This window comes from Pseudomonas knackmussii B13, from assembly GCF_000689415.1.
GTDB classification, from domain to species: Bacteria; Pseudomonadota; Gammaproteobacteria; order Pseudomonadales; family Pseudomonadaceae; genus Pseudomonas; species Pseudomonas knackmussii.
Window position 1 is genome coordinate 79,334 of sequence record NZ_HG322950.1, and the last position, 21,791, is coordinate 101,124.

18 protein-coding genes are annotated in these 21,791 nt (G+C 66.1%); 16 read left to right on the forward strand and 2 right to left on the reverse strand.

The features are described from left to right. Positions 1-26: 26 nt before the first annotated feature. Positions 27-545: a PAS domain S-box protein gene (locus tag PKB_RS30050; protein WP_052355134.1), complete on the forward strand. Its 519-nt coding sequence runs from the start codon at positions 27-29 to the stop codon at positions 543-545. Beyond that, the gene (locus PKB_RS00410; protein WP_242411204.1) at positions 533-2,449 is read left to right on the forward strand and encodes a putative bifunctional diguanylate cyclase/phosphodiesterase; all 1,917 of its coding nucleotides are present in this window, start codon (positions 533-535) and stop codon (positions 2,447-2,449) included. The genes PKB_RS30050 and PKB_RS00410 overlap by 13 nt, the downstream gene beginning before the upstream one ends. 186 nt (positions 2,450-2,635) lie before the next feature. On the opposite strand, the gene PKB_RS00415 is transcribed toward PKB_RS00410, so the two are convergent. Continuing rightward, the gene (locus PKB_RS00415) at positions 2,636-2,899 is read right to left on the reverse strand and encodes a YheV family putative zinc ribbon protein (RefSeq protein WP_043248088.1); all 264 of its coding nucleotides are present in this window, start codon (positions 2,897-2,899) and stop codon (positions 2,636-2,638) included. Further along, positions 2,899-4,944, reverse strand: coding sequence for an oligopeptidase A (gene prlC / locus PKB_RS00420; RefSeq protein WP_156957965.1), 2,046 nt, complete (start codon positions 4,942-4,944; stop codon positions 2,899-2,901). Before prlC ends, PKB_RS00415 begins: the two co-directional genes overlap by 1 nt. Positions 4,945-5,022: 78 nt before the next feature. On the opposite strand from prlC, the gene PKB_RS00425 reads away from it, so the two are divergent. The 14 genes from PKB_RS00425 (at position 5,023) to siaA (ending at position 21,782) form a co-directional block, all read left to right on the forward strand. Continuing rightward, the gene (locus PKB_RS00425) at positions 5,023-5,565 is read left to right on the forward strand and encodes a gamma carbonic anhydrase family protein (RefSeq protein ID WP_043248091.1); all 543 of its coding nucleotides are present in this window, start codon (positions 5,023-5,025) and stop codon (positions 5,563-5,565) included. Positions 5,566-5,919: 354 nt separating this feature from the next. Then, complete coding sequence (locus PKB_RS00430; RefSeq protein ID WP_043248092.1) at positions 5,920-6,807, forward strand: glycine zipper 2TM domain-containing protein; 888 nt, start codon at positions 5,920-5,922, stop codon at positions 6,805-6,807. A gap of 13 nt (positions 6,808-6,820) precedes the next feature. After that, positions 6,821-8,623, forward strand: a complete 1,803-nt coding sequence (locus PKB_RS00435) for a hypothetical protein (protein WP_156957966.1) — start codon at positions 6,821-6,823, stop codon at positions 8,621-8,623. Further along, on the forward strand, positions 8,620-9,666 hold the full coding sequence (locus PKB_RS00440) for a hypothetical protein (RefSeq protein WP_043248096.1): 1,047 nt from the start codon (positions 8,620-8,622) through the stop codon (positions 9,664-9,666). Before PKB_RS00435 ends, PKB_RS00440 begins: the two co-directional genes overlap by 4 nt. A gap of 137 nt (positions 9,667-9,803) precedes the next feature. Then, positions 9,804-10,454: an HAD family hydrolase gene (locus PKB_RS00445; protein ID WP_043248098.1), complete on the forward strand. Its 651-nt coding sequence runs from the start codon at positions 9,804-9,806 to the stop codon at positions 10,452-10,454. Positions 10,455-11,323: 869 nt separating this feature from the next. Further along, positions 11,324-11,953, forward strand: coding sequence for a methyl-accepting chemotaxis protein (locus PKB_RS30440; RefSeq protein WP_422613543.1), 630 nt, complete (start codon positions 11,324-11,326; stop codon positions 11,951-11,953). A 173-nt stretch (positions 11,954-12,126) separates the two neighbouring features. Further along, positions 12,127-12,492, forward strand: a complete 366-nt coding sequence (locus tag PKB_RS00455; RefSeq protein WP_043248100.1) for a response regulator — start codon at positions 12,127-12,129, stop codon at positions 12,490-12,492. A gap of 132 nt (positions 12,493-12,624) precedes the next feature. Further along, on the forward strand, positions 12,625-14,457 hold the full coding sequence (locus PKB_RS00460) for a chemotaxis protein CheA (RefSeq protein ID WP_043248101.1): 1,833 nt from the start codon (positions 12,625-12,627) through the stop codon (positions 14,455-14,457). Next, positions 14,444-14,929, forward strand: a complete 486-nt coding sequence (locus PKB_RS00465; protein WP_043248102.1) for a chemotaxis protein CheW — start codon at positions 14,444-14,446, stop codon at positions 14,927-14,929. The genes PKB_RS00460 and PKB_RS00465 overlap by 14 nt, the downstream gene beginning before the upstream one ends. Positions 14,930-14,979: 50 nt before the next feature. Continuing rightward, complete coding sequence (locus PKB_RS00470; protein ID WP_043248103.1) at positions 14,980-16,998, forward strand: methyl-accepting chemotaxis protein; 2,019 nt, start codon at positions 14,980-14,982, stop codon at positions 16,996-16,998. Between the two features lie 151 nt (positions 16,999-17,149). Then, the gene (locus PKB_RS00475; protein ID WP_043248105.1) at positions 17,150-17,998 is read left to right on the forward strand and encodes a CheR family methyltransferase; all 849 of its coding nucleotides are present in this window, start codon (positions 17,150-17,152) and stop codon (positions 17,996-17,998) included. 1 nt (position 17,999) lies between these two features. Further along, a complete protein-coding gene (cheD, locus tag PKB_RS00480) occupies positions 18,000-18,587 on the forward strand; it encodes a chemoreceptor glutamine deamidase CheD (protein WP_043248107.1) in 588 nt (195 codons plus the stop codon). A gap of 10 nt (positions 18,588-18,597) precedes the next feature. After that, entirely contained in the window at positions 18,598-19,644 is a 1,047-nt protein-coding gene (locus tag PKB_RS00485) for a protein-glutamate methylesterase/protein-glutamine glutaminase (protein WP_043248109.1), read from the forward strand. A 143-nt stretch (positions 19,645-19,787) separates the two neighbouring features. Next, positions 19,788-21,782 (forward strand): biofilm regulation protein phosphatase SiaA, encoded by a 1,995-nt coding sequence (gene siaA, locus PKB_RS00490; RefSeq protein WP_052355137.1) that lies wholly within the window; start codon positions 19,788-19,790, stop codon positions 21,780-21,782. Positions 21,783-21,791: the final 9 nt, after the last annotated feature.

Below are 21,791 nucleotides of genomic sequence, written 5' to 3' on the forward strand. Positions count from 1 at the left end.
CTCCGCTTCAGCAGGGGATGCCTGCGATGACCAACCCACAACTCCCAGACGCACTGCCGCAGATCCTGGAACAGGCGATCGACGGCGTCATCGTGCTCGACGAGAGCAACTGCGTGCTGCTGTTCAACGCAGCCGCCGAGCGGCTCTGGGGTTATTCCCGGGACGAGGTGCTTGGGCGAGATGTCGGCCTGCTGCTGCCTGACGAGGTGCGCCCGCGCCTGGACGCGCCGCTCGACAGCGAGGCCATCGTCGGCAGCCGCAGCGAAGTACCCATGCAGCGCCGCGACGGCAGCTGGCTGTGGGGATCGATGTCGATCTCGCGCATCGACGTGCAGGGTCGCCGCCTGCTGACCGCCTTCGTCAAGGACTGCACCTTGCAGCGCCGCCAGCGCGAGCAGATGGACGTGCTCTCGCTGGCCGCCAACGAAACCGACAACGCGGTGATAGTCACCGGTCGCGACTTCGAGGGCCCGCCGGTAGCCTGCGCCATTGGCAGCGCGCCGGTGGCGGGGTGTTCCGGCGCGAGGAGCTGGTGCGCGACCTGATCGGCCGACCGCTGTGGTGCTCGGTGGTGGCCAACCCCATCCTCGATGCGCGCGGGGAGCCGACCCATTCGGTGATGCTGCTCACCGACATCACCCACACGAAGCTGCACGAAGTGCTGCAGAACAAGGTGCTCGACGCCCTCGTGCGCGAAGTGCCGCTGGTGGCGGTGATGGACCTGGTGTGCCGCGAGGTTGAGCGCATCGCGCCGGAGGTGAAGGCCTCGATCCTGCGGGTTGATGTCAATGGTCGCTTGCGTACGCTAGCGGGGCCGAATCTGCCGGACAGCTACTCGCAAGCCATCGACGGGGCGCCCATCGGACCGCGCACGGGCAGCTGTGGTACAGCCGCCTATCGCGGCGAACCGGTGCTGGTCAGTGACATCGCCACCGACCCGCTGTGGGACGACTACCGCCATTTGGTGCCTGCAGGCCTGATGGCCTGCTGGTCGAGTCCGATCAAGAACAGCGAAGGGCGCGTCATCGGCACCTTCGCCTTCTACTACGAACAGAACCGCGGGCCGGACGAGCTGCACCTGCGCCTGGTCGACGTCAGCCTGCACCTCTGCGCGCTGGCGCTGGAGCGCGACGAGGCGCGCGCGCACATCCGCCAGCTGGCCTTCTACGACGCGCTCACCGGACTGCCCAACCGCAGCCTGCTGATGGCCGAGGCGGAGCAGGCGATCAGCCGCTGCGACGCGGAAGGCGCCGAACTGGCGGTGCTGTTCATCGACCTGGACCGCTTCAAACAGATCAACGACTCCCTCGGCCACCCGGCCGGCGACGAGCTGCTGCGGTTGGTAGCCGCGCGGCTGCAGGCGGTGGTCCGCGAGCAGGGCTTGGTAGGGCGCCTTTCGGGCGACGAGTTCGTCGTCGTGCTGCCGAACTGCGACGGCCTGCAGGCAACGCAGGTCGCCGAGCGCCTGCTCGCCCGCCTGGCGGTGGCGCACCGGGTGGCCGGGGTCAGCCTGATCACCCTGGCGAGCGTGGGCATCAGCCTGTACCCGAGCAACGGCCAGGACATGGAAACCCTGCTGCACCGCGCCGACATGGCGATGTACCAGGCCAAGAACGGTGGCCGCGGCAGTTTCCGCTTCTTCAGCGAAGAGATGAACCAGCGCGCACAGGAGCGCCTGGCGCTGGAAAGCTCCCTGCGCGAAGCGGTGCGTCACCAGACCCTGAGCCTGCACTACCAGCCGCAGGTGCGCCTGCACGACGGCAGCATCCACGCGGTGGAGGCGCTGGCGCGTTGGCGCCATCCGCAAATGGGCGCGGTGGCGCCGAGCCGTTTCATCCCGCTGGCCGAGGAGTGCGGGCTGATCGGCGAGCTCAGCCAGTGGGTGCTGCGCGAAGCCTGCCGGCAGCTGGCCGACTGGCGCCAGCGCGGCATCGAGATCCCGGCGGTGGCGGTGAACCTGTCGCCTTCGGACTTCCACGACCAGGATCTTCCGCACAACCTCGACGTGCTGCTGCGGCGCCACGGCCTGAGCGGCTCGGACCTGGTGGTGGAGATCACCGAAGGCATGCTGCTGGACAACCATCCGACCACCCTGGCGACCCTGCACGCGCTGGCCGAACTGGGGGTGCGCCTGTCCATGGACGATTTCGGCACCGGCTATTCGAGCCTCAGCTATCTGCACCGCCTGCCGATCAGCGAGCTCAAGCTCGACCGCAGCTTCGTCGCCGACCTGGCCGGAGGCGGCACGGCGCTGGCGCTGACCGACGCGGTGATGAACATCGGCCGCAGCCTGGAGCTGACGGTGATCGCCGAGGGCGTGGAGGAAACGCGGCAGCTGGAGATGCTGCACCAGCAGGGCTATCCGGTGGCGCAGGGCTATCTGTTCTCGCGCCCATTGCCGGCGGCGGCGCTGGAGGAATGGATGTTGCGGCGGGTGATGGCGTCGTAGGCAGGAGCTTCGCGAACCGCTCCCTGTAGGAGCGGCCCATGGCCGCGATTCGCGCGCATGGCGCGCTCCTACACGGGATATAGGTGCGGGGATTTTCGCGGATGAATCCGCTCCTACAGGATGACGTCGGCCGTTCCGATCACGCCGAACAGCCCCCTCTCCCGCTTGCGGGAGAGGGAATCAGCCTTACGGCTTCTTCAGCTTCGGATTGGGGAAGAACTGCACGCCCTGCACCTTGGGATCAGCCGGCTTCTTCAGGCCGCTGACGTTGACCCGCGTGGTCAGCTCCTTGGGCACCGACTGGCCCTGGGCGTTGAGCGTGTCGGCATAGCCGCAGGCCACGCATTCGCGGTGCGGCACACCTTCTTCGTCCCACATCACGATCTTGTCTTCGGCGCTGCACGCGGGGCACACCGCTCCGGCGATGAAGCGCTTCTTGATCTCGCTCATCACGCGGCCTCCTCGGTCAGCCCGGAGTGGCGCAGCAGGGCATCGATGGAGGGCTCTCGGCCGCGGAAGGCGACGAACAGTTCCATCGGCTCCTGGGAGCCGCCCTTGGCCAGGATCGCCTCGCGGAAGGCGTTGCCGGTCTGCGGGTTGAACACGCCTTCTTCCTCGAAGCGCGAGAAGGCGTCGGCGGACAGCACTTCGGCCCACTTGTAGCTGTAGTAACCGGCCGCGTAACCGCCGGCGAAGATGTGCGCGAAGCTGTTGGCGAAGCGGTTGAACTTCGGTGGGCGCATCACCGCGACTTCGTCGCGCACGCCTTCCAGCACGTCGAGCACGCTACGGCCGTCGCCGTGGGTGACGTGCAGCTCGAAGTCGAACAGCGAGAACTCCAGCTGGCGCACCATCATCAGGCCGGACTGGAAGTTCTTCGCCGCCAGCATCTTCTCCAGCAGGTCCTGCGGCAGCGGCTCGCCGCTCTCGTAGTGGCCGGAGATCAGCGCCAGGCCTTCGGGCTCCCAGCACCAGTTCTCCATGAACTGGCTCGGCAGCTCCACCGCGTCCCAGGCAACGCCGTTGATGCCCGAGGCGCCGACGTGCTCGACGCGGGTCAGCAGGTGGTGCAGGCCGTGGCCGAACTCGTGGAACAGGGTGGTGACTTCGTCGTGGGTCAGCAGCGCCGGCTTGCCGCCGACCGCCGGGGTGAAGTTGCACACCAGGTAGGCCACCGGGGCGATCATCTGTCCGCTGGCGTCGCGGCGACGGTCGCGGGCGCCGTCCATCCAGGCGCCGCCGCGCTTGTTGGCGCGGGCGTAGAGGTCGAAGTAGAAGCGGCCGACGTGCTGGCCGTTTTCCTCGATCTCGAACAGGCGCACGTCCGGGTGCCAGCGCTCGAAGTCGTGCAGCTCGCGGATCTGGATGCCGTAGAGCTTCTGCACGATGGCGAACAGCCCGGAGAGCACTTTATCCACAGGGAAGTAGGCGCGCAGGGTTTCCTGCGAAACGCTGTAGCGCGCTTCGCGCAGCTTCTCGCCGAAGTAGCCGGAATCCCAGCTCTGCAGCGGCTTGCAGCCTTGCTCGGCGGCGTAGGCCTGGAGCTGCTCCAGGTCCTTCTGGGCAAACGGCTTGCTGCGCACGGCGAGGTCGCGCAGGAAGCTCAGCACCTGCTCCGGCGTCTCGGCCATCTTGGTCGCCAGCGACAGCTCGGAGAAATTGGCGAAGCCCAGCAGACGAGCCAGCTCCTGGCGCAGGTCGAGGATTTCCTGCATCACCGGACCGTTGTCGTTCTGCCCGGCGTTCGGCCCCTGGTCGGAGGCGCGGGTGCAGTAGGCGGCGTACACCTCTTCGCGCAGGGCGCGGTCGTCGGCGTAGGTCATCACCGCGTAGTAGCTGGGGAATTCCAGGCTGATCAGCCAGCCGTCCAGGCCCTTGGCTTCGGCGGCCTGCTTCATCTGCGCCTTGGCCGAGTCGGTCAGGCCGGCCAGCGCGTCCTCGTCGGTGACGTGCTTGGTCCAGGCCTGGGTGGCGTCGAGCAGCTGGTTGGAGAAGCGGCTGCCCAGTTCCGACAGGCGCGCCTGGATTTCGGCGTAGCGCTGCTGCTGGTCGGCCGGCAGGTCGATGCCGGACAGGCGGAAGTCGCGCAGGGCGTGTTCGAGGATGGTCTTCTGTGCCACGTCGAAGCTGGCCGCGGCGGGGCTGGCGGAGAGCCCTTCGTAGGCCTTGAACAGCTCGCGGTTCTGGCCCAGTTCGGTCCAGTAGGCCGACAGCAGCGGCAGGCAGCCTTCATAGGCTTCGCGCAGCTCGGCGCTGTTGCACACGGCATTGAGGTGGCTGACCGGGCTCCAGGCCGCGCCCAGGCGCGCGTGCAGCTCGTCGATGGCCAGCACCAGGCCGCTCCAGCTCGGGTTCGCGCCCTGTTCGGCGAGGATGCGCGCAATGGCCGCACGATTGTCGGCGAGGATCTGCTCGATGGCCGGCTTCACGTGCTCGGGGCGGATGGCGGAGAAGGGCGGCAGGTCGTAGGACTGCAGAAGGGGGTTCGCGCTCACGGTGGCAACCTTGGCTTGAGGAAACACCCGGCCATCTTAAATACAATCGCTGTCATCCGCAGCTGAAGGAAAGCTATCGTGACCATTCGCACCTACCAGGGCAAAACGCCATCCCTCGGCGAGCGCGTCTTCGTCGACCCCAGCGCCGTGCTCATCGGCGACATCGAGATCGGCGCCGACAGCTCCGTATGGCCGCTGGTCACCGTACGCGGCGACATGCACCGCATCCGCATAGGCAGCCGTACCAGCATCCAGGACGGCAGCGTGCTGCACATCACCCACGCCGGCCCCTTCAACCCGGACGGCTTCCCGCTGACCATCGGCGACGAAGTCACCGTCGGCCACAAGGTGCTGCTGCACGGTTGCACCATCGGCAACCGCATCCTGGTGGGCATGGGCTGCATCGTCATGGACGGAGCGGTGATCGAGGACGAAGTCATCCTCGGCGCCGGCAGCCTGGTGCCGCCGGGCAAGGTGCTGGAAAGCGGCTTCCTCTACGTCGGCAGCCCAGCGAAGAAAGCCCGCCCGCTGACCGACAAGGAGCGCTCGTTCTTCGCCTACACGGCCGGCAACTACGTGAAGCTCAAGGACCAGCACATCGCCGAGGGCTATGGCGAGTGAGGGGACTCTTTGGCTGTAGCCCTTAAGCCGTAAGCGTTCCGCTCAATACGTGCAGGCGAGCCAAATGAGGTTTGGTGGGGCATCTCGGTGATGGGTGAACCACAGCATCGGTTCCGCGACGGTTCCAATCAACGCAAGGGGCTCGGTCGTTGCGCCACTATTTGGATGGCTAAATAATGGCGTTTATCGAGAGCATTCCAATGATTTGACGTCAAAAAGATATTGTTTTGCCATCACTTGGTGATGTCTAATCCGCCGTGCCTCCAGGGAAGTGAAGCATTGGTAGACCCAAGTCGTGCCTTCTGCACTCTGCAGCTCCTGGAGCCTTCTTTTCGGTCCAAGGAGATTTTCGCAATGGGGTTTGCACGCAAGGCCAGCATTTCCGTACTCGTGGCTACCATCGGTTTTTCGTCCGGCTGCGCAAACATGTCGGACAACGAGTGGGTGAACAAGGAGAACATTGGCACGCTGGTCGGCGCGACCGCTGGGGTGTTGATCGGTAGTCAGGTCGGCCAGGGTAAAGGTCGCACCGCTGCCATGCTGATCGGCGCACTGGCCGGCGGCGCCTTGGGCAAGACGATTGGCGCGAAGATGGACGAAAACGACCGCCAAGCCCTGGCCTTGCAGACCCAGCAAGTGCTCAATGCCAGCGGCGATGGCCAGGCCACTACCTGGACCTCCAGTCACAGCGGCGCTACTGCGCAGATCACTCCGGTCAAGACCCAAACCGAGTCGCGCCAGGTCACCGTCAAACGCCTGCCAAAGGTACAGACGGTGTCGAACATGACCGTCCTCAACAAGCCTTTCCGTACCCTGAAGTCTGCCAATCTGCGAAATGCGCCAAGCGATTCCGCAGAGAAAGTCGGTGGCTTGCAGGCCAATGCGACCTTCATGGCCATGGGCCGGACCGACAATAACTGGATCGTGGTCGGCCGTCGTGGTGTGACCGTCGGCTATATCTACGCGCCGCTTACCGCTCCAGTGAGCGCCGTCGCGCCTGCCGTGCCTTCGGCTGGCACAACTAACGTCGCCTCCGTGGCTCCGGCGACTGACCTGGACGCCCTGGACGACAAGAAAGCCAAGGCAGATGGCTTCGATCTGGACGCCGTCCCAGTGCAGGAAACCATGGCTGCGCAGACCACTTGCCGTACCGTCAATTACGACATTGATGCCCAAGGCAGCCACGAGCAGCAAACCGTCAAGGCCTGCCAGGCTGGCGATGGCGCCTGGGAACTGATCTGACGGAGCGCTATCGATGAAAAAATTGGCTATCACGCTAAGCCTTCTCGCCCTCTCCGGGGCGGCGCAGGCTGAGAGTTACCGCCTGGCCTACTCGAAGGCCGAGAACGTCGAAGTCTTTGTCGATCATCCGGCAGGACAGCCTTGGTGCAGCCAGCAGTTGGAGCTACGTTTCGTTTTCGCTGCCAAACCGGCGCAGCCGTCGGTTGATCGGCTGATGCCCAAGCTTGGTGGGTTGCTGAACGGCCAATGCCCCAGCGCCACCTCACTGACCTGGAAGAGTGTCGATAGTAATGGCGCCGGTTCTGCCAGCGGCAGTGCCAGCAAGGCCACTGGCTGGGCCGCAGTTCTGAAGCAGCCAGCCCCGACGGTCGCCGCTAGCGCTCCGGTTGGCGCCGCCGCCACGCCGGCTCCCGAGGCCGCCCCTGCGGCCCCGGCGCCTATCGTCAAGCCCGAAGCGCTGGCGCCTGCCTCGCCGGCAGCTGTGGTCGCACCCGTGCCTCCGGCTCCGGTCGCCGAGCAGGCGTCCGCGAATGGCATGCCTAGCGACTTCGCCGTCAACGGCTGGAAGCCCCCATTGGAGGACGAGGTACTCAAGGCAACCGATTTCTTCGTCCAGGTACAGGACCAGAGCGGCTGTCGTTTCCGAATCACGCGCAAGCTCGATGGCAATTCGCAGTACCTCAGCGCCCAGTCCAGTGGCGTGACCTGCGGCCCAGACGGTTATGCCAGTGGCACCGGGCAGCTGACGCTGATGCGCTCCGATGGTGTTGAAATTGGCAGTTATCGCGGTGGATTCCATCGCGGCATTCCATTCAACCGCGAGGTGCCCCCGCTTCCCATCGTCGCCTTCGACGGGAACCACAACGCCTACCTGCTGTTGTTCAGCGAGCCCAGTACCCGTGTGCACTATCTGGTGCGGGCCGACGCCGGTTGGGATGGTCGTTGGGATTTGGATAACCAGCCGCTGATCGCGCTGACCGACAATCTCGATCTGTTCCGCAAGATCGAGAGCATCCGCAGTAGCCTGCTCTATGGCCTGAGCAAGCTCGACAAGGCACTGCCGAAGACCAGCAGCGTGAGGTTCTACGCCGTCCGCGACCTGCCCAACGGCATGCTGAAGGGTGACCGCGACCAGTGGCTGTACGAAGTCAGCGCCGACCGGGGTTGGAGCAGCAAGGCGTGGGATTTCAACCCCCAGTACGCGCACAACTGGCTGTTCGATGCCGAGGCCAAGGCTGCCAGGCAGCAGCGCGAGCTCGAGGCTCAACGTCAGCGTGAGGAGCAACTCAAGCGCGAACAACTGGGCTACCAGGCCGAGCAGCAACTGCGCCTCTACGGCGAGTTACGCAAGGAGGCTAAGAACCCCCGAGAGCTCTACTCGCGCATTCTCAGCGATGTCAGCTACTCAGCTGTTGGTGGCAGCGGATACGCGAGCCTGGTGACTGGCGGAAACGCGAATCTGAGCCAGATCGTGCGCATTAGCGGCAAGAGCGACGAAGGCTGGAAGGTGGACTACCCCTACGAAGCTCTACTCAGTGCCGATGACGCGAGTAAGAGTCCAGAAAAGGGATGGTTCCTGGTCAAGGGCAAAGTCAGCCTCGACAGCGAAAAACGCGACAAGGACGATCTGCCATTGACCCTGATCGCGGCGAGCAGTTTGCAGCCCTGCGGCGAAGAGGGCTGCACCGATCTGCGAGACCCGCTAAAGCTGGTGCGGCAACAGGTGGGCGACGATCAGTGGACCCCTGAAGGCGCCAGGGAAACCATCAAGCAGGCCTGGCCGGACCGGGTTGTGGATCAAGGGGAGGCAGAATGATGCAGAAGAAAGTACTGATCCCGGCAGGTCTCGTGGTGCTGGCTGTTGCCGGTTACTTCGGGCTCGGCGCGTACAGCAGCAAGCTGGCGCAGAAGAAGCTGGAGGACTGGGTCTACGATCAGAACCTCGGCGACAGCCTGAGCTGGGAGTCGGTCAGCGCCTCGCCTCTGGGCGGCACCGTAACCATCAAGGGTGTCGAATTCAGCGCGGCGGCCGGCAGCGACCTGGAGTTGCGCGCAAATCGCGTGCAGCTCTCCGAGTTGATCGACGAAAACAACCGCACCCGAGCGCGCATCAAGATCGAAGGTGTTTCGGCTTCGCCGAAGCTGCTTGGCTTGATGCGGCAGTACGGCAGCTTCGGCGGATATGGCATGGGCGTCGCCGCCTATGGTCCGCTGCTCAGCAGCGGACGCAATGAGCTCAAACCGTTCGATCTGACGCTTTACGTCGACGCCAACGATGACGAAGGCACCTTGGAGTCGGACTTCAGCCTCAATCTGCCGGAACTGGCCTCCGTCGAGATCCACTATGGCCTTGCTAACCTGAAGGACTTCAATCGCGGTATGCGTCGTCTGCAGGACAGTCTCGATCAGTTGCGCAAGAACCCGGGGTGGCTGGGGGCTTCCCTCGCCGACACCGGTGCTGATCTGGAAAGCATGATGGGGCGTGCAGAGCTGAGTGAAGTCAGCTTGAGCCTGAAGGACAATGGTCTCGTCAAGCGGAGCGTTGCATTGCAGAAACGCTATGGCACTCCGCTGGACCCCACTGCCGGTGATGCCGATAAGCAGCGTGACGAGTATTTCGAAAAGACCCTGCGCACGTTCGGCAAGAATTGCGAAAGCGGTTTGCGCGATTCGGCGCCCAAGCTGATCGACCTGTGCGAGATTGCCGTTGATGTGGCTAACGGCAAGAGCCGTGGCATCTCCTTCAACGTCAAGCCGGACGAGCGTGTACGTCTTGCTGACCTGGAGCGGCTTCGTGCGGGCGGCCCGGCCAGCAAGCGCCTGGTTGAGCGTCTCAATCCGGAAGTCAGCGCGCTCTGAGCCGAGCCGGCACGGCGGGTAATCCGCCGTGCCGGTAGAACTTCTGAGTTGTTCGGCGCTCGTCGGATATCGCGTCGCTTGCTGCCGTGTCGCGAAGTATCCTTTCCGGCTCACAGGCGCTGCCGGAGTTTGGCCCGATGCATTACCAGAACATCCTCTTCGACCTCGACGGCACCCTCACCGACCCGCGCGAGGGCATCACCCGGTCGATCCAGTACGCCCTGGCCCAGCTCGGCATCGACGAGCCGGACCTGCGCCAGCTGGAGCATTTCATCGGCCCGCCGCTGCTGCAGTGCTTCATGAGTTCCTATGACTTCGACGAGGCGCGCGCCTGGGAGGCGGTGAACCATTACCGCGCGCGCTTCAAGGATGTCGGGCTCTACGAGAACCGCGTTTTCGAGGGCGTTGGCGAGCTGCTCGAACTGCTCGGCGGGCAGGGCCGCACGCTCTATATCGCCACCAGCAAGCCGACCGTGTTCGCCGCCGAGATCGCACGGCACTTCGATTTCGCCCGGCACTTCAAGGTGATCTACGGCAGCGAGCTGGATGGCACGCGCACCAACAAGGTCGAGCTGATCGAGCACCTGCTCGCCTGCGAGGGCCTGGACCCTACGCGCACGCTGATGATCGGCGACCGCAAGCACGACCTGATCGGTGCGCACCGCAATGGTTTGCGCGCCGCCGGTGTCGGCTACGGCTTCGGCAGCCGCGAAGAGCTGATGGCCGAGAACCCGGCGCATTACTTCGCCAGCCTGGGCGAGTTGCGCGAGGCTTTTGCAGCCGGCTGAGGGCCGGCCGCGATCGCGGACTTCATGCCGGCTCTGCGGCAAGAGTGTTAAGTCGTTGAAACACAAGTGACCGGTGGTGCCGCTGCGAGCGCCGCCGGCGTCAGCATTCCAGGCCAGGAAGACCACCATTCGTCGGCTGAATAGTGCCGCTTGAGTCCTCGGCAAGTAGAAATTTTCTCGACATATCAAGGGTCTGGCTCAGTCGCCGAGGCAATGGCGCCAAATTGACATCATTTCCTGCTCCTCTACCTTTCCACGAGCCCGCCGATGGTCTTCTCAGGCAAGGACTGCAACTGAGCAGTGGAGAGTCGAGCATGCGTGATCTACCCCTTGATCCAGCTACCCGGACGGGTGCGAGTCCCTCCCGTTTGCTGCCGATGGTGCTGGCATCGCTGCCCTGGATCGTGGTGGCGTTGCTCGCGTGGCTAGGCCTGCCGCTGTGGCCCCTGCTGCTGCTCGGCTGCCTGGGTAGCCTGGCCATCGGCTAATTCGCCACGAACGCGGCGCCCGCTGAGGAACGCGGTCAGGAGCTGCTCGATCCGAATCAGCTGCCGCGCTGGCGCCAGGTGCAGGACGTCGCGCAGGAGCAGCTGGGTGCGGTCGACGGCCATGTCCGGCAGATCGACAACATCCTCCAGCAGGCCATCGGCCGCCTCACCGCGAGCTTCCATTCCCTCGCCGAGCGCATCGACACCCAGCGCGGCCTGTCCCATTCGCTGATCGAGCGCTACGACGGTCGCGGCCATGTGGATGACGCCATCAATTTCCAGGAATTCGTGCAGACCACCCAAAGCACCCTGGCGCTGTTCGTCGAGGCCACGCTGGAGACCAGCCGCACCTCGCAACAGCTGGTGCAGCGCATGGATCGGGTGACGCACAAGATCAGCGAGATCCTGCAGTCGACCCAGGACATGGACGCCATCGCCAAGCAGACCAACCTGCTCGCCCTCAACGCCGCCATCGAGGCCGCGCGGGCCGGCGAGAGTGGCCGTGGTTTCGCCGTGGTGGCAGATGAGGTGCGGGCACTCTCGACCCGTTCCACGCACTTCTCCGAAGCCATCCGCCAGCACGTCGACGTGGTCTACCGGGAGATCAAGGATGCCGAGGGCGCCATCGCCCAACTGGCCGAGAAGGACATGTCCTTCGCCCTGGATTCGAAACAGAAGATCCAGCGCATGTTCGACGATCTGGAAGCCATGAACAGCCATACGCTGAAGGTCATCCACGAGCTGGACCGGATTTCCCTTGAAGTCGGGCAGGGCGTCGATGCCGCTGTCACCGCGCTGCAGTTCCAGGACATGAGCAGCCAGCTGCTCGGGCAGATCGGCAAGCACGGCGCGCGCCTGGGCGATCTGGCCACGGCGCTTGGCGCGCTGGGCGTGCAGCCGCCGCAGGAGTGGCGTGAGCGCCTGGACCGCCAACTCGAGGAGCTCAAGCGTCCGTTGGCCAATCCGGTGGCGCAGAGCTCGCTGAACGCCGGCGAAGTCGAGTTGTTCTGAGGCGGATTCCAGGCGGGCAGCGCTTCCGACGGATTGCTGACGCCGGTCGTTGGACAGCTTGTAACAAGATGCTTCACTTCTGATGGCTTGGTGATATCGGGCGGCTGTGCCGCCCACGCAGGAGCGGTACCGGGTAGGCGCCCGGGAACATGGAAACCCGCAAGGAGAGAGTCATGGGCAAGCAGATCCTGATCGTCGACGACTCCGCGTCGATCCGCCAGATGCTCAGCTTCACCCTCAAGTCCGCCGGCTACGAGGTGGACGAGGCGGTGGACGGCAAGGACGGCCTCGGCAAGGCGCAGCGCAAGGCCTACAACCTGGTGTTCACCGACCAGAACATGCCGAACATGGACGGCCTTTCGCTGATCCGCAGCCTGCGCGACATGGGCAGCTACCGCAGCGTGCCGATCCTCATGCTCACCACCGAATCCAGCGACGCGATGAAGCAGCAGGGCCGCACCGCCGGCGCCACCGGCTGGCTGGTGAAGCCGTTCGATCCGCCGAAGCTGCTGGAAGTCACCCGCAAGGTCCTCCCCTGAACCCCCATTGATCGCGCGGGAGCCATCCTGCGCAGTCCCTTGGCGCCTCCGCGCCGCTGATGGAGATGGGCAGATGAACATGAGCAGGGCTGCGACGCGCTCGCGGCAGGCCGCCCCGACGGATGACGAAGCATGAACCAGGGCATGAGCCAGTTCCTCCAGGTGTTCTTCGAAGAGACCGATGAGCACCTCGCCACCCTCGAGCTGCTGCTGATCGGGCTGGACCTGGAGCAGCCGGACGCCGAGACGCTCAACGGCATCTTCCGCGCCGCCCACTCGATCAAGGGCTCCAGCGGCATGTTCGGCTTCGACGACCTGACCGCCGTCACCCACGAGCTGGAAACCCTGCTCGACCGGATCCGCTGCGGGCACACCGCGCTGCACCCGGACATGATCACGGTCTTCCTGGAAACCCGCGACCTGCTGCAGCGCCTGCTCGACGTGCAGCGCTACCAGCGCCCCGATCCCGACCTGCCGGTGCAGGCCTGCGTCGAGCGCCTGCGCGCCTGGCTGCAGGAGCCGGTCGCCACCCCGGAGGCGGACGCCGCCTTCGGCCTCTTCGACGAGGCCCCTGGCGCTCCTGCGGCAGAGGAAGAGGACTTCGGCTTCTTCGATGAAGCACCCGGAGCGCCGACCGCCCAGGCGGACGAGGCTTTCGGCTTCTTCGACGACGCCCCCGGCAGCCCGGCCGCGCCTGTGGCTGCGCCGCCTGCGGTCGTCAAACCGGTGGCCGCCAAGGCGGCACCCGTGCGGCCCGAGGTGCGCGGCGAGGGCGAGTCCAGTTCGATCCGCGTGAGCGTCGAGAAGATCGACAGCCTGATCAACCTGGTCGGCGAGCTGGTGATCACCCAGGCCATGCTCGGCCAGCTCAGCGAAGGCCTCGCCCCGGGCTGCCACGAGCGCCTGCAGCAGGCCCTGGCGCAGCTCGAGCACAACACCCGCGACCTGCAGGAATCGGTGATGTCGATCCGCATGCTGCCGATCAGCTTCATCTTCAGCCGCTTCCCGCGCCTGGTGCACGACACCTCGCAGCGCCTGGGCAAGCAGGTCGAGCTGCACCTGCACGGCGAGCACACCGAGCTGGACAAGAGCGTCATCGAGAAGCTCAGCGACCCGCTCACGCACATCGTCCGCAACAGCATCGACCACGGCATCGAGACCCCCGCCGAGCGTGTGGCGGCAGGCAAGCCGGCCAGCGGTTCGGTGAAGCTTTCGGCCAGCCACCAGGGCGGCAGCATCGTCGTCGAGGTATCCGACGACGGCCGTGGCCTGTCGCGCGAGCGCATCCTCGCCAAGGCCCGCGAAAGGAACCTGCCGGTGCATGACGGCATGAGCGACGCCGAGGTCTGGCAGCTGATCTTCCTGCCCGGCTTCTCCACCGCCGAGGCGGTCACCGAGCTGTCCGGGCGCGGCGTCGGCATGGACGTGGTGAAGCGCAACATCCAGGCCATGGGCGGTCGCATCGACCTCGATTCGGCGCCGGGCATGGGCACCCGCCTGACCATCCGCCTGCCGCTGACCCTGGCCATCCTCGACGGCCTGATCGTCGCGGTGGCGGACGTGAACTACGTGATCCCGCTGACCTACATCGTCGAGTCGCTGCAGGCCCGCGCCGACGACGTGCGCGGCATGGCCGGCGAGGACTCCGCGGTGATCCGCGTGCGCGGCGAGTACCTGCCGCTGTTCTCCCTGCAGGACCTGCTGCACATCGGCGGCGAAGTGCTGCCGCCGGAGCGCGCCATCGTCGTCATCCTCGAGTCCGAGGGGCGCAGCTTCGCCCTGCAGGTGGACGAGCTGGTCGGCCAGCAGCAGGTGGTTATCAAGAGCCTGGAACAGAATTTCCGCCGGATCGACGGCATCACCGGCGCCACCATCATGGGCGACGGCAGCGTCGCCCTGATCCTCGATGTCGATGCCTTGCCGCGCCTGGCGGCGCGAGGAGAGAACCTGCATGAGCACAGTTGAAGCGCACCAGGCGGGCAGCCTGGCGCAGGAGTACCTGACCTTCACCCTGGGCCGCGAGGAGTACGCCATCGACATCCTCCGCGTGCAGGAGATCCGCGGCTACGACCAGGTCACCGCGATTGCCAATGCGCCGGCCTTCATCAAGGGCGTGATCAACCTGCGGGGAGCGATAGTCCCCATCGTCGACCTGCGCATCAAGTTCAACCTGGCCGACGTCGGCTACGACCAGTTCACCGTGGTCATCATCCTCAACGTCGGCCGGCGCATCGTCGGCGCGGTGGTCGACTCGGTGTCGGACGTGATCGCCCTGGCCGCCGAAGAGGTGAAGCCGCCGCCGGAATTCGGCTCCAGCTTCGACACCGAATACCTGCTCGGCCTGGCCACCGCGGGCGAACGGATGCTGATCCTGGTGGACATCGAAAAACTCATGACCAGCCGCGAGATGGCGCTGGTCGACGAAGCCGCGGCCTGATCGCGGACGCCAACAACTGCACGCAGCTTCAAGCGCAGAGGAACGAGAAGATGGGACTGTTCAACGCACACGCCGTGGCGCAGCAGCGCGCCGATCGCATCACCGCTGTCCTCCAGTCGCTGGCCGAGGGCCGTCTCGACGCCGCCATCGGCGAGGCGCCGGCGCCCGGCTACGAACGCCTCTACGAAGGCCTGCGCGAAGTGCAGAAGGTGCTTCGCCAGCAGCGTATCGAGCAGGAGCAGGTGCAGGTGCTGGAAGCGGGCCTGGCGGAGATGACCCGCCAGCACGACGCCGGCTGGATCGACGAGGTGATCCCGGTGGCCAGGCTCGACGGCCGCCCGGCGCGCATCGCCCAGGGCATCAACGAGCTGGTGGCGGCGCACATCGCGGTGAAGATGCGCGTGGTCGCGACGGTCACCGCCTATGGCCGAGGCGATTTCAGCGTCGACATGGACCGCCTGCCGGGCAAGAAGGCGCAGATCACCGAGGCCATCGACGGCGTGCGCGACGCGCTCAAGGCCAATGCCGATGCCGCGGACTACAACGCGCGGATCAAGAGTGCGCTGGATAACGTCTCGGCCAACGTGATGATCGCCGACAACGACCTCGACATCATCTACATGAACCGCACCGTGAGCGAGATGCTCAGCCGCGCCGAGGCGGACATCCGCAAGCAGCTGCCGAACTTCAACGCCAGCAAGCTGATGGGCGCCAACATCGACATCTTCCACAAGAACCCGGCGCACCAGCGCAACATGCTGGCGCACCTGAGCGCGCCGCATAAGGCCGAGCTCAGCCTGGGCGGGCGGCGCTTCGCCCTCGACGTGGTGCCGGTGTTCAACGATGCCGGCCAGCGCCTGGGCTCGGCGGTGCAGTGGACCGACCGCACCGAGGAGTTCCGCGCCGAGCAGGAGGTTTCGCAGCTGGTCGAGGCGGCCGCCGCCGGCGACTTCAGCAAGCGCATCGACCAGGCCAACAAGGAAGGCTTCTTCCTCAAGCTGGCCACCGGCCTGAACAGCCTGGTAGACACCGCCGACAAAGGCCTGAAGGACGTTTCGCGGATGCTCGCTGCGCTGGCCCAGGGCGACCTCACCCAGCGCATCGAGGCCGACTACCAGGGCACCTTCGGCGAGCTCAAGGACTACTCCAACAACACCGCGCAGAGCCTCTCGCGGATGCTCGGGCAGATCCGCGAAGCGGCCGACACCATCAACACCGCGGCCGGCGAGATCGCCAGCGGCAACACCGAGCTGTCGACCCGCACCGAGCAGCAGGCCTCCAGCCTGGAGGAAACCGCCTCGAGCATGGAAGAGCTGACCAGCACCGTGAAGCTCAACGCGGAGAACGCGCGGCAGGCCAACTCGCTGGCGGTGAACGCATCGGAAGTCGCCACCGAGGGCGGCAACGTGGTGCAGAAGGTGGTTGGCACCATGTCGGCAATCAACGACTCGGCACGCAAGATCGCCGACATCATCGGGGTCATCGACGGCATCGCCTTCCAGACCAACATCCTCGCGCTGAACGCGGCAGTGGAAGCGGCACGTGCCGGTGAGCAGGGGCGCGGTTTCGCTGTAGTAGCGGGTGAGGTGCGTACGCTGGCGCAGCGTTCGGCGGCGGCGGCCAAGGAGATCAAGACGCTGATCTCCGACTCGGTGGACAAGGTGGAGAGCGGCAACACCCTGGTGGCCCAGGCCGGCCAGACCATGAGCGACATCGTGATCGCGATCAAGCGGGTGACCGACATCATGGCCGAGATCGCCGCGGCCAGCGCCGAGCAGAGCAGCGGTATCGAGGAGGTCAACAGCGCGGTGTCGCAAATGGACGAGATGACCCAGCAGAACGCCGCGCTGGTGGTAGAGGCGGCGGCCTCGGCCGAAGCCCTGCAGGAGCAGGCCGGCATGCTCAACCAGTCGGTCGCGGTGTTCAAGCTCGACGACCTGCCCCGCGTGGTCCCGCTGGCGGCGGCACGTCCGGCGCCGGTCGCCGCACCGCAGCCGAGTTCGCGTGCTGCACGCGGCCTGGCCAAGGTTGGCCGGGCGAAGAAGGATGAGGATTGGGAGGAGTTCTGACGGGCGTTGCGACTTCGTGACGGCCATTCGGCCGGCACCAAGGTGCTTTTCGTAGGAGCGAGCTTGCTCGCGAACGGACCCCGCTGCGGAATTCGTTCGCGAGCAAGCTCGCTCCTACAGGTTCCCCGATGGCCGGCAAAGGAAAGCAGTCATGAGCGGTATCACCCTGCCGAACCCCGGCGGCCACGAGTTCCTCTACACCCGCCGCGACTTCCTGCAGGTGCGCCAGGTGCTCTACCGGCGCACCGGCATCAGCCTGTCCGAGAGCAAGGAGCAGCTGGTCTACAGCCGCCTGTCCCGGCGCCTGCGGGCGCTGCGCCTGGACAGCTTCGGCGCCTACCTCGCCTACCTGGCGGAGAACGACGAGGAGTGGCAGCAGTTCGTCAACGCGCTGACCACCAACCTCACCGCCTTCTTCCGCGAGCGGCATCACTTCGACACCCTCGCCACCCTGGCACGCGATCCCGCGCGCCGGCATCGGCCGCTGCGCTTCTGGTCGTCCGCCTCCAGCACCGGCGAGGAGCCGTACTCGATGGCCATGACCCTAGTCGAGGCCTTCGGCAGTTTCCAGGCACCGGTACAGATCCTTGCTTCGGACATCGACACCCGGGTGCTGGATACCGCGCGCCAGGGCATCTATCCGCTGGACCGCGTGGAGTCCCTGGAGCTGGCGCGCAAGCAGCGCTTCTTCCAGCGCGGCAGCGGGCCCAATGCCGGCAAGGTGCGGGTGGTGCCGGAGCTGCGCGAGCTGGTGAGGTTCCAGCAGATCAACCTGCTCGATGCGCGCTGGGACGTGCAGGGCGAGTTCGACGCGATCTTCTGCCGCAACGTGATGATCTATTTCGACAAGCCCACCCAGACCGCCCTGCTCGAACGCCTGGTGCGCCTGCTGCGGCCGGACGGACTGTTCTTCGCCGGCCATTCGGAGAACTTCGTGCACGCCGGCCACCTGGTGCGCGCCGTGGGCCGCAGCACCTACCAGCGCGTGGCGGCCCGTTGAGATGGGCGCGGCGCAGCTCAACCGCTACCACGACCCGCGCTTCGGCCGCGAGGCGGTCAAGCTGTTGCCCGGCGAATGCTTCGCCACCGCCGACGACTTGCTGCTGGTCACGGTGCTCGGTTCCTGCGTCTCGGTGTGCCTGTACGACACGATCAACAAGCTGGGCGGGATGAACCATTTCATGCTGCCCGGCGATACCGGCACCAACCCGCTGCTGTCCAGTTCGGCGCGCTACGGCGTGCATGCGATGGACCTGCTGATAAGCCAGCTGCAGCGCCTAGGCGGGCAGCGCCGGCACTTCGAGGCCAAGGTATTCGGCGGCGCCTCGGTGCTGCAGAACCTCAGCGCCGACGTCGGCCAGCGCAACGTCGATTTCGTCCTCGACTACCTGCACACCGAACAGATTCCGGTCGTTGCCCAGGACCTGCTCGACGTCTATCCGCGCAAGCTCTACTTCTTTCCCGCCAGCGGCCGCGTGCTGCTGCGCAAGCTGCATGTGCTGGCCAACGACACCGTGCTGCAGCGCGAGTCCGACTACCAGCGCGTGCTCAGCACCCGGGCGCGCGACGGTGGCGTCGATATTTTCTAGGAGGTGCGCGATGCCGGCGAAAGTACTGGTGGTGGATGACTCGGCGCTGATCCGCAGCCTGCTCAAGGACATCATCCAGGCCGACCCCGAGCTGCAGTGGGTCGGTGGCGCGCCGGACGCCTACGTCGCCCGTGACCTGATCAAGCAGCATGCGCCGGACGTGCTGACCCTGGACGTGGAAATGCCGCGCATGGACGGCCTGACCTTCCTCGACAAGCTGATGAAGGGCCGGCCGACGCCGGTGGTGATGGTCTCGTCGCTTACCGAAAAGGGCTCGGAGGCGACCTTGCGGGCGCTGGAGCTAGGCGCCGTCGATTTCGTCGCCAAGCCGCGCCTGGGCATCGCCGAAGGCATGCAGGCTTATGCCGAGGAGATCCGCGCCAAGCTCAAGGCCGCCGCCCGCGCGCGGGGCGGCCAGCGGCGCGCGGCGCCCACGCCTTGCGCGGCCCTCGGGCCGTTGCTGAGCACCGAGAAGATCATCGCCATCGGCGCCTCCACTGGCGGCACCGAGGCGATCAAGGAAGTCCTGCTCGGCTTGCCGCCGGACTGCCCGGGGACGGTGGTGACCCTGCACATGCCGCCGGGCTTCACCCGATCCTATGCCGAGCGGCTGAACCGGCAGACGCGCCTGCAGGTGCGCGAGGCTGGCGACGGCGACCGCATCCTCCCCGGCCAGGTGCTGATCGCTCCGGGCGACTATCACCTGTGGGTCGAGCGCAGCGGCGCCAACTACGTCGCCCGGCTCAACCAGGCGCCGGCGGTCAACGGCCATCGGCCGGCGGTGGACGTGCTCTTCGACTCCCTCGCCCGCTGCGCCGGGCGCAACCTGCTGGCGGCGCTGCTCACCGGCATGGGCAAGGACGGCGCCCGCGGCCTGCTGAATATCCGCCAGGCCGGCGGCTTCACCGTCGCCCAGGACGAAGCCAGCTGCGTGGTCTACGGCATGCCCCGCGAGGCGGTCGAGCTGGGCGCGGTGCAGCAGGTGCTGCCGCTGGAAGCGATAGCTGGCGCACTTTTGCTACAGGCTCGACATAGCGGCGGCGGCAATCGCGTCTAGAATTCCCGGGTCAATTGCGTGGCGTCAAAACAATGGCAATCTGATGTCAATATGCGTTGCCTGCGTTCTTGTACGGCTGCACAATTACGTTTTCGCCAAAAGAACGACACTAGATTCGGCGATCGGGACTTCTGGGGACGGCCATGGCGGCAAGGTGGGGGTTGCGCGGCAAATCGGTAGTGGCGCTATTGCTGGCCTGCGTTCTGGCGCTGGTGCCCGCCGTGCTGCTCGGCTGGAAGGCGATGGAGGACATCCGTACCCACTTCGGTCTGGCGTACGCGAAGAACTTCACCCTGCTCAACCAGCAGAAGATTCTCGCGCCGGTGATCCGCGAGCTGTCGCTGTCGCGGCGTCTCGCCGAGTCGGTGGTGACCCAGGACTGGCTGCTCGAGGAAGGCAATTCCGAGCGCCGCACGCGCTTCTTCCGCGAGGCCGAAGGCTACCGCGGTGATCTCGGCGAGTATTCCTACTTCGTCATCGTTGATGCTTCCCGCCACTACTACTTCAACGACTCCACCGCGCCGCTGTCCAACGCCCCGCGCTACACCCTGAGCGCCGACGACCCGCAGGACAGCTGGTACTTCGCGACCATGCGCAGCGATGCGCCGTACAACATCAACGTCAACTACGACGCCAAGCTGCGCGCCACCAAGGTCTGGTTCAACGTCCAGGTGATCGCCGGCAACCGCAAGGTCGGCCTGGCCGGCGGCGGGCTGGACCTGACCAACTTCCTCGACCAGTTCATCTCGCGCCGCGAACCGGGCGTGACCGCGATGATCGTCGACGCCGACGGCGCCATCCAGGCGCATCCGGACAAGCAGCTGATCGCCTACAGCTCCGGCGCCGGAACCGGGGGCGGCGCGCAGCACAAGGTGTTCGACCTGCTCGGCAGCGACGACGAGCGCCGTGGCCTGCGCGGAGTGATGGACGACGCCCAGGCGCATCCCGGCGAGGTGCGCACCTTCTGGGCGACCCTTGGCGGCAAGCGCCAGCTGCTGGCCACTGCCTACATTCCCGAGCTGCGTTGGCATGTGCTCAGCGCCGTCGACCTGCACGCCGCGCAGGTGCTCGACAGCCGCTGGATCTGGCCGCTGGTGGGCACCCTTGTTGGGCTGCTGGCGATCCTCCTGCTGGGCTTTGCCTACACCGTCGAACTGCTGGTGCTCAAGCCGCTGCGCGGCCTGCGCCAGTCGGCCAAGGCGATCGCCGCCGGGAACTACGACAGCCCCCTGCCCAAGGCGCGCGGCGACGAGATCGGCGAACTGTCGGTGGCGTTTTCGAGCATGGCCGAGCAGGTCCGCCGGCACACCGAGGACCTCGAGGACAAGGTGCGCCAGCGCACCCAGGCGCTGGAGCTCGCCAACCGCGAGATGGCCGCGGCGCAGAAGAAGATCGGCGACTCCATCGACTACGCCAGCCTGATCCAGCGCGCGATCCTGCCCGACCGCCAGCTGCAGGCATCCCTCGGCGCCCACCATTTCGTCCTGTGGAAACCGCGCGACGTGGTCGGCGGCGACTTCTACATCTACCGCGAAGGCACTGCCGACAGCCTGATGGGCGTGGTCGACTGCGCCGGCCACGGCGTGCCCGGCGCGCTCATGACCATGCTCGCGCTGGCCGCCATCGACCACGCCATCGACAGCGTGCAGAGCCACGACCCGGCGTCGATCCTGCGCGAGACCGACCAGGTGATCCGCGGCATGCTCAGCCAGGAGCAGGTTACCCAGGCGCTGGCCACGAACATGGACGCCGGTTTCGTCCGCATCGACCACGAACGCCGCCTGCTGCACTTCGCCGGGGCGAAGATCTCGCTGTTCGCCAGCAACGGCGAGGAGGTCCGCGAGTACAAGGGCGGCCGCCGCGCCATCGGCGACAAGCGCCAGGGCGAATACGAGAACGTCGAGCTGGCGCTGGAGCCGGGCTGGACCTTCTACCTGTGCACCGACGGCTTCCTCGACCAGGCCGGCGGCGAGCACGGTTTCGGCTTCGGCAACAGCCGCTTCGCCGCCCTGCTGCGCGAGCATTCGCGCCTGCCATTGGCCGAGCAGGCGCGGGTATTTGCCGCTACCCTGGCCGACTACCAGGGCGAGCGGCCGCAACGCGACGACATCACCATCCTGTCCTTCCGCTTCGAGTAGGAGTGCGCC

Bases quoted from the DNA above. Each gene is read 5' to 3' on its own strand.
- PKB_RS30050 (WP_052355134.1), top strand. From the start codon at position 27: ATGACCAACCCACAACTCCCAGACGCACTGCCGCAGATCCTGGAACAG.
- PKB_RS00415 (WP_043248088.1), bottom strand. From the start codon at position 2,899: ATGAGCGAGATCAAGAAGCGCTTCATCGCCGGAGCGGTGTGCCCCGCG.
- PKB_RS00430 (WP_043248092.1), top strand. From the start codon at position 5,920: ATGGGGTTTGCACGCAAGGCCAGCATTTCCGTACTCGTGGCTACCATC.
- PKB_RS00435 (WP_156957966.1), top strand. From the start codon at position 6,821: ATGAAAAAATTGGCTATCACGCTAAGCCTTCTCGCCCTCTCCGGGGCG.
- PKB_RS00440 (WP_043248096.1), top strand. From the start codon at position 8,620: ATGATGCAGAAGAAAGTACTGATCCCGGCAGGTCTCGTGGTGCTGGCT.
- PKB_RS00445 (WP_043248098.1), top strand. From the start codon at position 9,804: ATGCATTACCAGAACATCCTCTTCGACCTCGACGGCACCCTCACCGAC.
- PKB_RS00455 (WP_043248100.1), top strand. From the start codon at position 12,127: ATGGGCAAGCAGATCCTGATCGTCGACGACTCCGCGTCGATCCGCCAG.
- PKB_RS00460 (WP_043248101.1), top strand. From the start codon at position 12,625: ATGAACCAGGGCATGAGCCAGTTCCTCCAGGTGTTCTTCGAAGAGACC.
- PKB_RS00465 (WP_043248102.1), top strand. From the start codon at position 14,444: ATGAGCACAGTTGAAGCGCACCAGGCGGGCAGCCTGGCGCAGGAGTAC.
- PKB_RS00470 (WP_043248103.1), top strand. From the start codon at position 14,980: ATGGGACTGTTCAACGCACACGCCGTGGCGCAGCAGCGCGCCGATCGC.
- PKB_RS00475 (WP_043248105.1), top strand. From the start codon at position 17,150: ATGAGCGGTATCACCCTGCCGAACCCCGGCGGCCACGAGTTCCTCTAC.
- cheD (WP_043248107.1), top strand. From the start codon at position 18,000: ATGGGCGCGGCGCAGCTCAACCGCTACCACGACCCGCGCTTCGGCCGC.
- PKB_RS00485 (WP_043248109.1), top strand. From the start codon at position 18,598: ATGCCGGCGAAAGTACTGGTGGTGGATGACTCGGCGCTGATCCGCAGC.
- siaA (WP_052355137.1), top strand. From the start codon at position 19,788: ATGGCGGCAAGGTGGGGGTTGCGCGGCAAATCGGTAGTGGCGCTATTG.